The 14,185-nt window shown below is 70.0% G+C and carries 12 protein-coding genes; 4 read left to right on the top strand and 8 right to left on the bottom strand.

Going from position 1 to position 14,185, the window contains the following annotated elements:
- Positions 1-91: 91 nt before the first annotated feature.
- The gene (locus tag ABD204_RS03180) at positions 92-1,015 is read right to left on the bottom strand and encodes a DUF998 domain-containing protein (RefSeq protein ID WP_194423238.1); all 924 of its coding nucleotides are present in this window, start codon (positions 1,013-1,015) and stop codon (positions 92-94) included.
- 410 nt (positions 1,016-1,425) lie between these two features.
- On the opposite strand from ABD204_RS03180, the gene ABD204_RS03175 reads away from it, so the two are divergent.
- On the top strand, positions 1,426-3,375 hold the full coding sequence (locus ABD204_RS03175; protein WP_344098317.1) for a DEAD/DEAH box helicase: 1,950 nt from the start codon (positions 1,426-1,428) through the stop codon (positions 3,373-3,375).
- Between the two features lie 90 nt (positions 3,376-3,465).
- On the opposite strand, the gene ABD204_RS03170 is transcribed toward ABD204_RS03175, so the two are convergent.
- Positions 3,466-4,554 (bottom strand): Rv2578c family radical SAM protein, encoded by a 1,089-nt coding sequence (locus ABD204_RS03170; RefSeq protein WP_194423235.1) that lies wholly within the window; start codon positions 4,552-4,554, stop codon positions 3,466-3,468.
- Positions 4,555-4,673: 119 nt separating this feature from the next.
- Here ABD204_RS03170 and ABD204_RS03165 point away from each other — a divergent pair, with 119 nt between their 5' ends.
- From ABD204_RS03165 to ABD204_RS03155, 3 genes are all read left to right on the top strand, one after another.
- Positions 4,674-5,849 (top strand): M15 family metallopeptidase, encoded by a 1,176-nt coding sequence (locus ABD204_RS03165; protein WP_322597492.1) that lies wholly within the window; start codon positions 4,674-4,676, stop codon positions 5,847-5,849.
- 141 nt (positions 5,850-5,990) lie between these two features.
- On the top strand, positions 5,991-7,154 hold the full coding sequence (locus tag ABD204_RS03160) for an acyl-CoA dehydrogenase family protein (RefSeq protein ID WP_194423234.1): 1,164 nt from the start codon (positions 5,991-5,993) through the stop codon (positions 7,152-7,154).
- A 99-nt stretch (positions 7,155-7,253) separates the two neighbouring features.
- Positions 7,254-7,904 carry a TetR/AcrR family transcriptional regulator gene (locus ABD204_RS03155; RefSeq protein ID WP_194423233.1) on the top strand — a complete coding sequence of 217 codons (651 nt, stop codon included), beginning with the start codon at positions 7,254-7,256 and terminating at the stop codon, positions 7,902-7,904.
- Here the strand turns inward: ABD204_RS03155 and ABD204_RS03150 are convergent.
- The 6 genes from ABD204_RS03150 to ABD204_RS03125 all read right to left on the bottom strand — a co-directional run bounded on the left by ABD204_RS03150 (position 7,888) and on the right by ABD204_RS03125 (position 14,169).
- Positions 7,888-9,012 (bottom strand): Gfo/Idh/MocA family protein, encoded by a 1,125-nt coding sequence (locus tag ABD204_RS03150; protein WP_194423232.1) that lies wholly within the window; start codon positions 9,010-9,012, stop codon positions 7,888-7,890. The genes ABD204_RS03155 and ABD204_RS03150 overlap by 17 nt on opposite strands.
- The gene (locus ABD204_RS03145; protein WP_194423231.1) at positions 9,009-9,833 is read right to left on the bottom strand and encodes a sugar phosphate isomerase/epimerase family protein; all 825 of its coding nucleotides are present in this window, start codon (positions 9,831-9,833) and stop codon (positions 9,009-9,011) included. Before ABD204_RS03145 ends, ABD204_RS03150 begins: the two co-directional genes overlap by 4 nt.
- A gap of 235 nt (positions 9,834-10,068) precedes the next feature.
- Entirely contained in the window at positions 10,069-10,641 is a 573-nt protein-coding gene (locus ABD204_RS03140; RefSeq protein WP_194423230.1) for an ECF transporter S component, read from the bottom strand.
- On the bottom strand, positions 10,638-11,522 hold the full coding sequence (locus ABD204_RS03135) for a siderophore-interacting protein (protein WP_194423229.1): 885 nt from the start codon (positions 11,520-11,522) through the stop codon (positions 10,638-10,640). The genes ABD204_RS03140 and ABD204_RS03135 overlap by 4 nt, the downstream gene beginning before the upstream one ends.
- Positions 11,523-11,563: 41 nt before the next feature.
- Positions 11,564-12,412 (bottom strand): energy-coupling factor transporter transmembrane component T, encoded by an 849-nt coding sequence (locus ABD204_RS03130; protein ID WP_409263970.1) that lies wholly within the window; start codon positions 12,410-12,412, stop codon positions 11,564-11,566.
- Positions 12,409-14,169: an ABC transporter ATP-binding protein gene (locus ABD204_RS03125; RefSeq protein WP_194423228.1), complete on the bottom strand. Its 1,761-nt coding sequence runs from the start codon at positions 14,167-14,169 to the stop codon at positions 12,409-12,411. The genes ABD204_RS03130 and ABD204_RS03125 overlap by 4 nt, the downstream gene beginning before the upstream one ends.
- Positions 14,170-14,185: the final 16 nt, after the last annotated feature.

The following is a 14,185-nucleotide window of genomic DNA, read 5'->3' as shown; positions in this document are numbered from 1 at the left end:
GATGCCGCACCTCCGGAGGGTTCGGGTCGTGACGCGCGGGTCGTCGGCGCCCCGAAGCATATGAAGGGGGGCTCGTCGGCCGACCCTCGGGTCACATGGGGACGGCGGTCGCCTCGTCGTCGGCGTGCGTGCGCGTCCTACGGCGCCCGGCACGGACGACCCCGATCGGACCGGCGGGACGCCTGATCGCGCCGCGGCGGTGGGCGCCGGGTGAGGTCGCGGCCACGCCCTGGGCGATACGGCCGACGTGCGGAACGCGGAGCGCGGGACGCGTGGATCCGAGGGCTCCGGCATGCACGACGGGGCGTTCAATGGTCGGCGCCGCGGCGGTCTCGACGTGACGGGTCGGGCGCACGGCGCGGACCATGCGGTGGCGGCGACGCGGCTGGACGGCGCGGGTGCCCCGGGGTTCGGAGACCGTCGCCACCTGGGGTGCCTCGGTCGGCTCGACGGACAGGTGACTTTCGGGCGCCGAGCGCTCGGCCTGTCGACGGAGGGCCCGCGGAAGCGAGACGAGCCAGCATCCGACCACCGAGAACGCGGTGAACTCGAACAGGGCGAGCGTGATGAGGCCGGCGGTCAGTACGACGATGCCGGTGGCGAGCACGATGACGAAGAGCAGGGTCGCGTGGCGGAACCTGCGAGGAAGACCGGGCAATCCCAAGCTCCAGGCCACGAGCGAGAGGAAGGACAGTCCGAGCGTGGAGGCGGCGAGATCGTGCATCACCACGCTGACGGGGATCGGGATGAGGCCGACGACGGTCATCGCCAGTCCCGCCGTGATGAGCGATCCGCGAAGGCCTCGACGGGTGTGCCGCCCGGTCGTCGCCGGGAGGGTCATGCCGATGACCACGCCGTAGGCGGCCAGAATCGACCCGGACACGATGACGGTGGTGTTGAAGGTGCGCGCCGAGAAGTCACCGATCGTGCCCAGCTGCGAGAAGTGCAACGTCCACCAGCTGGCGTCCTTGGTCGTGAGGATGGCCGTCAGCACCCCGATCGCGAGAACCGCCATCGCCGTGCTCCCGAGCCGGTGAGCAGAGTGAAGGCGCGCCCGAGACGTCGGCGGAGCGGCCGTCGCCGCGACGGGTTTGAGTCGATCCGTCGGGGCGAGGGTTACGGGAGGGGCAGGCGGCATACGTCAAGATTATTGAAATTCCCGCATGGAAATGAACGTCTTGCGCTAATTCCATGTTATGAATTCGTGTCCGGGTCCCTTTCAGCCTCCTGACGGTATTGTTGATCGGTCGGCTCTGGACACTGCGATGAGTCTGTTCGCGCGCTGTGTGTGAAGTCCTTGGGGCCGATGATGGGCGTCGATCCCGACGTGCATGACCATCATCGAAATGGCCCCGGCCGACGTGACCGGGTGGTCCGTCATGAGCGGACGCTGTTTCTCGTGCGACCACTCCGAAAGGCATCACCGTGCCCAAGAACAAGAAACCGCAGGGCGGCCGCCCCGCGAAGAACTTCGAACCGCGCTACGGCTCCGGCAGCTCCTACCAGGACCGCAAGCGTCGTCCGGGTGAGTCCTCCGCCGGCAAGCCGGGTGCGAAGAGCCCCGGCCATCGCGGGTACCGTGCGGCAGACGACGGTCAGCCCCCCAAGCGTCGCTGGACGGCGCAGGAGAGGGTCGCCCGCGACGAGGCACGTGGCATCCGCACCCGAAGCGGGAGCGACCACTCCCCCCGTGACGATCGTTCTGGTGGATATCAGGATGATCGTGCGCGTCGTGATGATCGTTCTGGTGGGTATGACCGGTCTCGTCAGGGTGATCGTTCTGGTGGGTATCGGGATGATCGTGCGCGTCGTGATGATCGTTCTGGTGGGTATGACCGGTCTCGTCAGGGTGATCGTTCTGGTGGGTATCGGGATGATCGTGCGCGTCGTGATGATCGTTCTGGTGGGTATGACCGGTCTCGTCAGGGTGATCGTTCTGGTGGGTATCGGGATGATCGTGCGCGTCGTGATGATCGTTCTGGTGGGTATGACCGGTCTCGTCAGAGTGATCGTTCCGGTGGGTATCGGAACGACCGTTCTCGGCGTGATGACCGTTCCGGTGGTCACGACCGGCCCCGTCGCGATGACCGCCCGCGTTCGACGCCGCAGCGGGATGCCGCACGCGAGCAGCAGGTCGACATCGTCCACGAGCGTCTGCAGGCGGAGGCGGTTCAGGCCGACAACGTCGCCGACGTCTCGTTCTCCGACCTCGGACTCGGCCAGAACATCGTCACGCGTCTGACCGAGCTCGGTGCCGAGAAGCCTTTCCCGATCCAGGCGGCGACGGTCGCGCCGATCCTCGGCGGCCGCGATGTGCTCGCCCGCGGTCGGACCGGCTCGGGCAAGACCATCGCCTTCGGGGCTCCCCTCGTCGAGTCTGTGCTGCGATCGCAGGCCGGCACGCGTCGTGAGTTCGGTCGTTCGCCCAAGGCCCTGATCATGGCGCCGACCCGCGAACTCGCGCTGCAGATCGACCGGACGGTGCAGGCCCTCGCCCGCACGGTGGGCCTGTTCACCACGCAGATCTACGGCGGCGTCCCGCAGGCGCGCCAGGTCGGGGCGCTGAAGAAGGGCGTCGACATCGTCATCGGCACACCCGGTCGCATCGAGGATCTGGAACGCCAGGGAAAGCTGGACCTCTCGCAGGTGCAGATCGCGGTGCTCGACGAAGCCGACCACATGTGCGAACTCGGCTTCCTCGAGCCGGTGCAGCGCATTCTGCGCCTGACCGCCGACGGGAGTCAGAAGCTGCTCTTCTCGGCGACCCTCGACCGCGAGGTCGCGGCACTGGTCGACGAGTTCCTCGTCGAACCGGCCGTCTACGAGGTCGCCGGTGAAGACCAGGACTCGAGCACCATCGACCACCGCGTGCTGGTCGTCGACCACCGCGACAAGCCCGAGATCCTGCGTTCGCTCGTCGACCGCGAAGGCAAGACGCTCGTGTTCGCGCGCACCCGCGCCTACACCGAGATGCTCGCCGAGCAGTTCGGGGAGGCCGGGATCGCGGCGCTCGCGCTCCACGGTGATCTGAACCAGTCCAAGCGCACCCGGAATCTCGAGAAACTCACGTCGGGTCGGGTGAATGTGCTCGTCGCGACCGATGTCGCCGCGCGCGGCATCCACGTCGACGACATCGACCTGGTCATCCAGGCCGATGCGCCCGACGAGTACAAGACGTACCTGCACCGGTCGGGGCGCACCGGACGCGCCGGACGCGCCGGCACCGTCGTCACGCTGGTGGCCCGCCAGCGTCGCCGCCGGATGTCGGAGCTGCTCGATCGCGCCGAGATCGACGCGCCCTTCGACGACGTGCGACCCGGCGACGATCTGCTCGAGGAGATCTCCGGCCGCCAGCTGGCCGACGTCGCGTCCTGACGCGCCGCCCGACACCGGTAGAGGCCGCCCCGCCATGTCGCGGGGCGGCTTTCGTCGCACGGGCGGCGGCCGTCGGGCGCCCCGGAGTCGTCAGAAGAGCATCGCGGCCGCATCGGTCGCCCGACCTCGTGCGGCCATGCGTCCGCGGGAGGTGGTGACGATCGGGGGCGGTGACGCGGCCAGGCCCGGCACCGGAATCCGTCGATCGGATCGGTCGTCTTCCAGCGTGCCGCCGAGCCTGTGCGCCCGCAGTAACGGTTGGACCCGCTTCGCGAGCCACGCGCGATACCCCTTCGGGGCGTACGCTGAGACGCCCGGATAGAGCCCGAGGTACGACGAGACCAATTCCGGGTGCTCCCGCTCGAGCCACGCCATGAACCAGGCCTTCGCGCCGGGCCGCAGATGCAGTGCGCCGTACACCACGCGGGTCGCCCCGGCCTGCTTGATCCGCCACAGTGCGTCGTCGATGGCGTCGACGGAATCGGTGAGATGGGGTAGGAGCGGCATCAGGAAGACGGTGACGTCGAACCCGGCCTCCGTCGCGGCGCGCACGGTGTCCAATCGTGCCGAGGTGCTGGGGGTGCCCGGTTCGACGGCCTTCTGCAACCGGTCGTCGAACAGCGCGATGGACATCGCGAGGGTCACCTTCACCTCGCGTGAGGCCTCGGTGAGCATCGGCAGATCGCGCCGGAGCATGGTGCCCTTCGTGAGGATCGAGAAGGGCGTGCCGGCGTCGGTGAGCGCCGACACGATGCCGGGCATCAGCCGGTACCGTCCCTCCGCCCGCTGATACGGGTCGGTGTTGGTGCCGAGCATCACCGGATCCTGGCGCCACGTGCCGCGCGCGAGCTCTCGCCGGAGGACCTCGGCGACGTTGATCTTCACGATGACCTGGGTGTCGAAATCCCGGCCCGCATCGAGGTCGAGGTACTCGTGCGTCCCGCGGGCGAAGCAGTACGAGCACGCATGGCTGCAGCCCCGATAGGGGTTGACGGTCCAATCGAAGGGCATCGACGAGCCGCCGGGGACATGGTTGAGCGCAGACTTCGCCATGACCTCGTGGAAGGTCACCCCCGCGAAATCCGGCGTCGTGACCGACTGCACCAGCCCGTCGAGATGCTCGAGACCCGGGAGGGCCGCCGCGTCAACGACTCCGAGTTCCTGTCCCTGCCATCGCATGGATCCATACGAACAAAAATTCGACGGAGAGTCAAGGCTGAGCCAGGCGAGTGTCGAAGACGTGGTGTCCGCGAGGGCCGTGTGTCGAGATCGCCCGACCGATCGAGCACAATGAGGGGGTGGCGGACCCCGACCCGCCCGAATCTCCGGGCGTTCCCCTCACTCGTCGCGCACTGCGCGAGAGGGAGGCGCAGTCGCGCGCCTCGACGGAGGCGCGATCGCCCGATGTGCAGGCTCCGTTGCGACGACCTCGCGCACCCGCCGCCGCCCCGGGGGAGCATGCCCCCGCGCTCGGTGTCGTCACGGCGCCGAGCCCCGCGCATGCCCGCCGTCGACGCGCCGGACGGATCGGCGCCGCTTTCGCCGCCGTCGCTGTCGCCGTGCTCGTGGTCGGCACGGCGGCCGCGGTGATCGCCGCCGTCACCGCGCCTCCCCTGTCCGAGGCGGCATCCCTCGAGGCGGAGGGGGAGACCCTCGACGTCTCGGTGGAGGGCTCGTTCGACGAGCCCCTGCCGCCGGTCACCGACGCACTGCCCTCCCCGGTGGTCGCGCCGGAAGTCTCCGGCGATGACATCTGCGGGTCGGAGGAGTTGCTCGCCGCATTGGACGCGCGGGACACCGCCGCAGCCATCGCCGCCGCCGGAGGGGCTGAGCGGTTCCGTTCGGCGGTCGCGGCCGGGACGGCGCCCTGCGTGAGCCTGGACGACCCGAGCTTCGAGTGGGTCGTGGTCAACAAAGCGCGTCCGCTCGATCCGATCGACTATCGGCCGGAGGCACTCGTCGCGCCCGACGGGGTGCGCAACATCCCCGGCACGGCGATGCGTCCGGCCGTCTCTACGGCGCTGTCGGCGATGGTCACCGACGCGGCGGCTGCAGGCGTGGGCGAGATCGCGCTGCTGAGCGGCTTCCGCTCGTACGGCACCCAGGTCGACACGTACGCGTCGCATGTCGCCTCCCGCGGGGAGGACGGCGCCGACACGATCAGCGCCCGTCCCGGGCACAGCGAGCACCAGGCGGGCCTGGCCGCCGACGTGGTCGCCTGCGACGCCGGCGGATGCGGCGGGCTCGACGACCTCGCCGGAACGCCGCAGGGTGACTGGGTCGCCGCACACGCCTGGGAGTACGGGTTCGTCGTGCGCTACGAAGACGGGTTCACCGACGTGACCGGGTACTCACCCGAGCCGTGGCACCTCCGCTACGTCGGGGCCGACCTCGCCCGGCACTACACCGAGGGCGGATGGCACACTCTGGAGAGCTTCTTCGGCCTGCCGGCCGCCCCTGACTACGACGGTTGAGGGCATCCGACAAACAGTGGCATCGCGTGCCACCGATCGTAGGATCCGATCTCACACGCGCTCCTCTCGTCGGGGCCTCGAGAACTAGGATGACGCCGGGGGCGACCCCGCAGATTCACCACTCGAGGAGGAGAGACCCGCATGCAGCGCGACATCTACGACGAGGACCACGAGGCCTTCCGCGACGTCGTCAAGGAGTTCATCAAGCGGCACGTCACGAACGACGCGCGGGAGAAGTGGGACGCCGAGGGCGAAGTCGACCGAGCGACCATGCTCGCCGCGGGAGAAGCGGGTCTGATCGGCCTGTCGGTGCCGGAGGAGTTCGGCGGAGCGGGCATGCTGCAGGACTATCGGTTCCGGGCGGTCGTCAACGAAGAGGTCATCGCCGCCGGGTCCGGGTCGCTCGCAGGGGCCTTCGGTATCCAGGACGACCTCGCCGTGCCGTACCTCGTGCACATGGGCACGCAGGAGCAGAAGGAGAAGTACCTGCCGCGGATGGCCACAGGTGAGATCATCGGTGCCCTCGCCATGACCGAACCCGGCGCCGGCAGCGACCTGCGCGGTATCTCGACGACGGCGAAGAAGGTCGACGGTGGCTACATCGTCAACGGCGCGAAGACGTTCATCTCGTCGGGTGCGACCGCAGACCTGGTGGTCACCTTCGTCAAGACCGGTGAGGGGAACCGGCCCGACGCGTTCAGCCTGCTGTTGATCGAGACCGCCTCCGAGGGGTTCGATCATGGGAAGAAGCTGCACAAGATGGGCTTCCAGGGGCACGACACCGCGGAGCTGTCGTTCACCGACGTCTTCGTACCCGAGGAGAACCTCATCAGCGGACGCGAAGGTCAGGGCTTCGTGCAGTTGATGATGAACCTTCCCCTCGAACGACTCTCCATCGGGGTCGCCGCCGCCGCGGCCGCCGGTGCCGCGTTGGACTGGACCGTCGCGTACACGAAGGAGCGCGAGGCGTTCGGCCAGCGCGTCATCGACTTCCAGAACACCCGCTTCCAGCTCGCCGACGTCGCCGCGACCGTCGATGCACTGTGGGCGTACATCGACCGTGCCCTGCTGGCGTACAGCAAGGGCGAGTTGTCGGCCGAAGAGGCGGCGAAGGTGAAGTTCTGGGCGACCGAGCGCGAGTGGGACGTGCTCGACACGTGCGTCCAACTGCACGGCGGATACGGCTACATCACCGAGTACCCGATCGCCCGCGCCTTCCTCGACGCGCGCGTGCACCGCATCTACGGTGGCACGAACGAGATCATGCGGGAGATCGTCGGCCGCCAGCTCGCCGGCAAGAAGTAAGCCGTGCTCCGTAGCCGCCTTCTGCGGGTCCACCCGGCCGGGTACCCGCAGAAGGCGACTGCGGAACGGTGGGTGAGGTCCGCTCGGTAGGCTCGCAGGATGAGCGGACCCGGCACCGGTGAGGATCCCGCGGGTCGGCGCGGGAGCTACGCCAAAGGCATCGCGCGGCGGCAGGAGATCCTCGATCGCGCGATCGAGGTGTTCGCGGAGCGCGGTTCGAAGCGGACGAGCCTGCGGGCCATCGCGAGCGAGGTCGGCGTCACCCATGCCGCCTTGACGCACTACTTCGGCTCACTCGACGAGCTGCTGGTCGCCGTCTACCTCGAGTCCGAGCGCCGCGGGGACGAGCAGGAGGATGGCCTCGACGAGGCGACGCCCGCCGAGGCGATGCGCCGTGCGGCCCAGCAGAACCGCACGATCCCCGGACTCGTCCAGCTCTACTCGTCTCTGGTCGCGACCGCGCTGGAGGGCGCACATCCGGCGCCCCAGGAGTTCGTCACGGCGCGCTTCGTGCGCCTCCGGCACGAGCTGGCGCAGCGGGTCGTCCGGTTGCAGGAGACCGGCGAGATCCGGCGCGACGTCGACCCCGCCCTCGTGGCGGCCCTGGTCATCGCGGCGTCGGACGGCCTGCAGACGCAGTGGCTGCTCGACCCGTCCGTCGACCACGAGGGCGCGCTCGCGATGCTCGACACGCTCCTTTCCGGATCGGACGAGCATCCGAAGGGGAGCGGGCTCAGAGCGTCGCGGTGAAGGGATCGAAATCGATCGGGAGCATCGGAACCGGCGCCACGGAACTCGCCACGGTGACCGTCGCCCCCGACTCGGCAGACTCCTGAGCCGACAGCAGCACATCCAGCACGTGGAGGCCGAGCTCACCCGAAGCGACGTGCGGCGTGCCGGCGGAGATCGCCCGAGCCATCTCGAGCGCGCCGAGACCGCGCCCGACCGTCAGATCCGGATGCGGGATCTCGACCCACTCCTGTTCGCCCCTCCCGCCGTCGCGTAGCACGCCGAGCGGCGCCACCGAGGCGATCCGCCCGTCGAACCGGTTCGGGTCGGGGAGCACGATCGACCCCTCGGTGCCGTGGATCTCGACGACGCCGTGACGCTCGAGCGCCGAGTCGAAGCTGAGCAGGCTCTGCGCCTGCTGACCCGACTCGAACGCCGTCACGATCTGGATCGTCGAGGGCACCTCGACCGGGAAGCGCTCGCCGGCACGCGGGCCCGTGTGGATCCGACGTTCCTCGCGCGCCCGGGTGCCCACGGCGGAGACCCGGTCGACGGGACCGAACAGGCTCACGAGTGCGGAGAAGTAGTACGGCCCCATGTCCAGCAGGGGGCCCGCACCTTCGGCGAACAGGAAGGCGGGGTTCGGGTGCCACAGGTCCGGACCCTGCGTCTGGAAGGTCGTCTGCGCGAACAGGGGTCGCCCGATGCGGCCCTCCTCGATCGCGCGCCGCGCGGTCTGGAAGCCGGGGCCGAGCAGGGTGTCGGGCGCGGACCCGACGCGCACACCGGCCGCGTCCGCCTCCGTCAACAGCAGCGCGGCACCGTCCCGATCCAGGCCCAGTGGCTTCTCGGACCACACGTGCTTTCCGGCGGCCACCGCAGCGCGGGAGACCTCGACGTGTGCGGCCGGGATGGTGAGGTTGACGACCAGATCGACGCCGGGGTGGGCCAGCACATCGTCGGCGGTCCCCGACTCGGCGACGCCGTGCTTCTGCGCCTGTGCCTTCGCGCGTTCGGGGTCCAGGTCGCCGAGGATGACGACGTGGGTGTCGGGGAAGGCCGCGAAGTTCTCGAGGTAGGTGTCACTGATGACGCCGACGCCGATGATGCCGATGCCGACCGCGCTCATCGGACGAACCCACCCTCGGTGAGGAACGACAGGCTGGCCGCGATGTCGTCGAAGACGTCTCCGGGGGCGCTGTCGTACTCGATGATCGCGTACTCGAGACCGCGTGCGGCGTGCAGAGCGTCCGCGAGGGGGACCTCCGCGGTGCCGGCGTGACGCTGGTCGAGGCTCGCCGAGGTGAACTCCGGTGCACCCGGGGCCCAGGGGTTCGACGCGGGAACGATGCCGTCCTTCACATGCACCGCGACGAGTCGGTCGCCGAGGCGGTCGACGAGCGCGACCACATCCTGTCCGCCGGTGAGCGCCCAGAACAGGTCGAGCTCGAGGACGACGCGGGAGTCGGTCTGTGCGACGAAGTGCTCGTAGGCGCTCTGCCCGTCGATGTCGACCACGAACTCCTGCGCGTGATTGTGGTAGCCGACGGTGAGGCCGAAGCCGGCGGCCGTTTCGGCAAGCGCGTTGAGTCGGTCGGCGATGTCGGCGACGCCGTCCCGGGTACGCCAGCGTTCCGGGGCGACGAACGGGTCGATGACGGTGGTCATGCCGATCGTCGCGGCCGCGTCGAACACGACTTCCGGCGCGGGGGTGGGGATCGAGCCGTCCGGCGTCCACAGCTCATCCGACAGCAGAGGGGCGTGCCCGGTCGGGGCTGCCAGGCCGGAGGCATCCAGAGCCGCCCGGATCTCTGCGGGACGCCGCACGAAGTCGAATGCCTCGACGTTGTGCAGCCCCAGGGCGGCCAGGCGATCGAGGGAGCCTCCCATGTCGGCGGAGAACCGTTCGGCGAGCGTGTAGAGCTGGACCGAGGCGAGCGGCAGGGCCACAGTGACCTTCCTTTCCGTCACCGCGGGTGAGTCGACGGCGGCGACGGGGACAGGCTACCAGTCAAAACCTCCATGTGGAGGTTTAGTTGCATGCAGTCGTCCGCCCCGTAGCACGTCGACGACACAGGAGACCTGACGACGAAGCGGCCGCAAGAGCGCTCCCGCCACAGATCCGAGCGCGGATCTCCTGTGTTCTTCACGCGGCCGTCAGGCGGTCGCGGCGCAAGGCGAGGCCTCAGTGCTGGCCGGCGGGTCCGGCACCGCGGCCCATACCGCGCGAGGCCAAGCCGCGCCGGCGTGCGAGCTTGGCGACACCGGCCTTGCGGAGCCGGTCGCCGATCAGCACGCCGAGGCCCGCTCCGACCAGGCACGAGGCCATTGTGAGGGCGAAGAAGGTGACCTGCAGCCCGACCGGGACAGACCCCAGATCAAAGGATGCCCACGACAGGATCGGATACACGAGCCCGACCGCCGCCGCTCCGGCGAAGTACTGCCACGTCGTGTAGAAGCGGTACAGCACGACGAGGAACGGCAGCTCGATGAAGAACGCCCACCACAGACTCGCTCCGAGGAACGGGAAGGCGACCAGTCCCGAGAGCAGGCCGATGAGGAGGGCGGTTCCGGGCCGCTCGAGAAGGCGCATGCCGACGGCGGCCGGAAGCAGCCACAGGCCCGCGCCGGCGACGGAGAGGAACGGCGCCACCGCGAAGACGGCGCCCGCGATCCATCCGGCGCCCCACAGCAGGGCTCCGCCGGCGACACCGATCGCGGCGCAGGTGAGCAGATAGACGGTGGAGACGCGGCTCATGCGTGACCTTCCGGGCGGGGCGCGGTCTGCGCCTGAGGGGTGGGGGAGGAGGCGCCCGCGCGCCAGTACCCGCAGAAGCTCACGAGCTCCTTGTCGAGTCCGCGCTCGTTGACGAGGTGGCGTCGCGCCTGGGCCGGGAGGGCCTGTTCGCCGACGACATAGGCGTGGAAAGGGGCGGGCGGTTCGGTGTCGCGCAGGTGTCGGACGGCGGACAGGGCCAGGGTCCCCGGCGTCTCGTCGCGGTCGCGCACGATCCATCGCACGTCGATGCCGGGTGGGTGGGGGAACGGGAGCGCGTCGTGGTCGGATCCTACTTCGACCAGGGCGATGCCGACGGCGTCGTCGGGCAGCGACGCGCAGATGCCGGCGACGGCGGGCAGTCCGGTCTCGTCGGCGACCAGGAGCACCGTGTCGGTCCCGCGTTCGGGGTTGAAGGCGAGTCCCTCGTCGATGATCACGACACTTTCGCCGACGTCGCACGACGCGGCCCAGCGCGAAGCGGGGCCTGCGGTGCCGTGGGCGTCGGAACCGTGCAGTACGAAGTCCACGTCGATCTCCGCACCGGCCTCCGGCGTCGCGGGCCGGTAGGCACGGACGGTGTAGTTGCGCATCACCGGGCGTACACCGTCAGGAATGCGCAGGTATCGCAGATAGCCCAAGAGCTTGTTCGCCTTCGCCGGGATCCGCTCCAGGCCGTCGTCACCACCGAGCGGAAGGAAGATGCGGAACCATTGGTCGTATCCCATCGGAGTGAACCGGTCGATCTCGCCCCCACCGAGGGTCACGCGCATCCATCCCGGGGACAGGCGTTCACGGCGCAGCACGGTCAGCCGGATGAGCTCCTGCACGGCGGGTTTGACGAGTCGGCCGGCGCGGGCCATCGGTTCTCCGTTCGGTCGGGATACAGGGGTGATCCGGATGCTCAGGCGAGCACCCAGGGGAAGGTCGCGGCGAACACCACGGTCGAGACGGCGAGGAACACGACGATGAACACGACATCGCGTGTCCGGAAGGGCACGAGGTGGCGCTCGGTACGGTCCGGGTGGGCGCCGAAGGCGCGGGCGTCCATCGCGAGGGCGACCCGTTCGGCGTGCCGGATGGCACCGGCCAGGAGCGGCACGATGTACCCGACCCAGCGGCGCACCGCCGCGACCGGCCCGCGGCCGCCGTGGCTGCCGCGGACGCGGTGCGCCTGCCGGATCACGTCCAGTTCGTATCCGAAGCGGGGGACGAAGCGGAATGCGGCCAGGGCGGTGTAGCCGATGCGGTACGGCACGCGCAGCTGCTGCACGCTCGCGCGCACGAGATCCGGGCCGGTCGTCGACAGCCCCACGATGAGTGCGAGCGAGACGATCGCCGCGACACGGGCGCCGGTGGCGAGGCCGACGAGCATCGCGCCCCCGTACATCGTCCACCCACCGATCTGCCACAGGACGATGCTCTGGTTCACCCCGGACGAGTCGGTCCAGATCGCGAAGCCGAGTCCCATCACGACGGCGGCGACGGGCACCAGCAGGAGCAGTGCCGCGAGACGTCGCGTGAAGCTCACGCCCACCAGCAGCACGAGGTAGGTGAGGGCGACGAACACCAGGGGCGTGGTGATGTCGCGGACGAACACGAGCAGTGCCATGGCGGGGAGCGGGGCGAGGAGCTTGGCGAGGGGGTTGATGCCGTAGAGGAATCGGATCGGCGACGCCGGCCGCAACGCGGCATACGGGTCGACCGGCACAGGGGTGGTCTGTGCCTGGGGGATGGTGAGAGGCTCGGTCACGTCGCACCCCCGGGCAGGTCGGCGAGGCGGGCGACACCGTCGAGTTCGGGATGGCTGGACAGGCCGCGGAGCGCCCGCCGCAGGGGCGGCATCCTCAGGCCCGCGCGTTCGATCAGGGCGTCGTCGGAGAAGACCTCCGAAGTCGGCCCGTCGGCGGCGATGCGCCCGGCGTCGACCACGATCGTGCGGTCGGCGTGTTCGGCGACCAGTTGCATGTCGTGGGTGACGACGAGGATGGTGGTGCCGTCGTCGCGCAGGTCGGCGAGCAGCCGCAGCAGCTCGTCGGCACGGGCGCGATCCTGACCGAAGGTGGGTTCGTCGAGCGCGAGCACCGGGGCGCCGGCGACCAGGGCGGTGCCCACCGACAGGCGTCGCTTCTGCCCGCCCGACAGGAGGAAGGGGTGAGCATCGGCTTTGTCGGCGAGGCCGAACCGCTCGAGCAGCTCGTCCACGCGCCGACGCACCTGCGATTCGTCGAGGTTCGCGCGTCGCAGTCCGTGGGCGAGCTCGTCGAAGACGGTGTGCGAGATGAATTGGTGCTCGGGGTTCTGGAAGACGAACCCGATGCGGGAGGACAGCCGGCGCGGGTCGACGCGGGAGATGTCCTCGCCGCCGACGTGGACGGTGCCGCGCGGCGGGCGGATGACGCCGGCGATCGCCTGCACGAGGGTGGTCTTCCCGGCGCCGTTGGCCCCCACGACCGCGACGAATTCGCCGCGGAGGACGTCGAGGTCCACGTCGTGGAGCACGTCGGTGCGGCCGCGGCGCAGATCCAGCCCGCGCACGGTCACGACCGGGTCTTGCCCGCGTCGGTCGTCGACGGCGCGGGCGACGGGGCCGGGGATCGCGCGGGCGGGCGCGGTCTCGAGGGCATCCTGCAACTCGGCGGGGGTCAGTGGCAGCGGATCGAGCCGGTAGCCGGCGGCGCGCAGACGGAGAGCGGCGAGGGCGGAGTGGGGGAGCCACACGCCCAGTCGATGGAGTTCATCCGCGCGATGTCGGAGGATGTCGTCGACGGGGCCGTCTGCGATGAGGCGGCCCGCGGCGTCCAGCACGAGGACCCGATCGACGAAGCCGATGGCGGCGTCGAGGTTGTGCTCGACGAGCACGACGGCCCGGTCGCCGGCGGCGACGAGGTCGCCCAGGGCGGCGTAGACCTCGTCGATGCCGCGGGGGTCGAGGTTCGCGGTGGGCTCGTCGAGAACGAGGAGGGGGGACCCCATCGCGAGTGCGCAGGCGATCGCCAGACGCTGTCGGCCTCCACCGGACAGTCGATCGGGGTTCTCGGTCCGGCGCTCCCACAGGCCGACGCGGCGCAACGCCGTCTCGGCGCGGGCGAGCACGTCGGCGACGGGCAGTTTGAGGTTCTCCGGACCGAACGCGACCTCGTCGAGCAGGGTTCCGGTGACCAATTGCGCGTCCGGGTCTTGGAAGACCATCCCCACGTGCGTGCTGAGCGAGGCCACCGTCGCCTCGGTGGTGTCGACCCCGTCGATGCTCACCGTGCCGGCGATGGAGGCGGGGAAGGCGTGTGGGATGAGTCCGTTCAGCGCGAGCGCGAGCGTGGACTTCCCGGATCCGCTGGGGCCCAGCACCAGGACGACCTCGCCGGGTGAGACGTCGAACGTGACGGAGGCGGGGGTCGCCGCGTGTGCCTCATCGTGTGTGATGGCCACCTGCCGCAACCGGGCGAGGGGGGCGCCGGGGGCGGGTCCGGCCGCGGCGGCGGCGGACCGTTCGCTGTCGGCACGGACCACAGGTCATCCCCTTCGG

It is taken from the genome of Microbacterium aquimaris (assembly GCF_039531285.1).
In the GTDB taxonomy this organism is placed as follows: Bacteria; Actinomycetota; Actinomycetes; order Actinomycetales; family Microbacteriaceae; genus Microbacterium; species Microbacterium aquimaris.
The sequence above is the reverse complement of the archived record's forward strand: the minus strand, read 5'-3'. Positions and strand labels throughout refer to the sequence as shown.

Coding starts and splice junctions, on each gene's coding strand:
- ABD204_RS03180 (WP_194423238.1), bottom strand. CDS start 1,015: ATGGCGGTTCTCGCGATCGGGGTGCTGACGGCCATCCTCACGACCAAG.
- ABD204_RS03170 (WP_194423235.1), bottom strand. CDS start 4,554: ATGCGATGGCAGGGACAGGAACTCGGAGTCGTTGACGCGGCGGCCCTC.
- ABD204_RS03160 (WP_194423234.1), top strand. CDS start 5,991: ATGCAGCGCGACATCTACGACGAGGACCACGAGGCCTTCCGCGACGTC.
- ABD204_RS03155 (WP_194423233.1), top strand. CDS start 7,254: ATGAGCGGACCCGGCACCGGTGAGGATCCCGCGGGTCGGCGCGGGAGC.
- ABD204_RS03150 (WP_194423232.1), bottom strand. CDS start 9,012: ATGAGCGCGGTCGGCATCGGCATCATCGGCGTCGGCGTCATCAGTGAC.
- ABD204_RS03140 (WP_194423230.1), bottom strand. CDS start 10,641: ATGAGCCGCGTCTCCACCGTCTATCTGCTCACCTGCGCCGCGATCGGT.
- ABD204_RS03135 (WP_194423229.1), bottom strand. CDS start 11,522: ATGGCCCGCGCCGGCCGACTCGTCAAACCCGCCGTGCAGGAGCTCATC.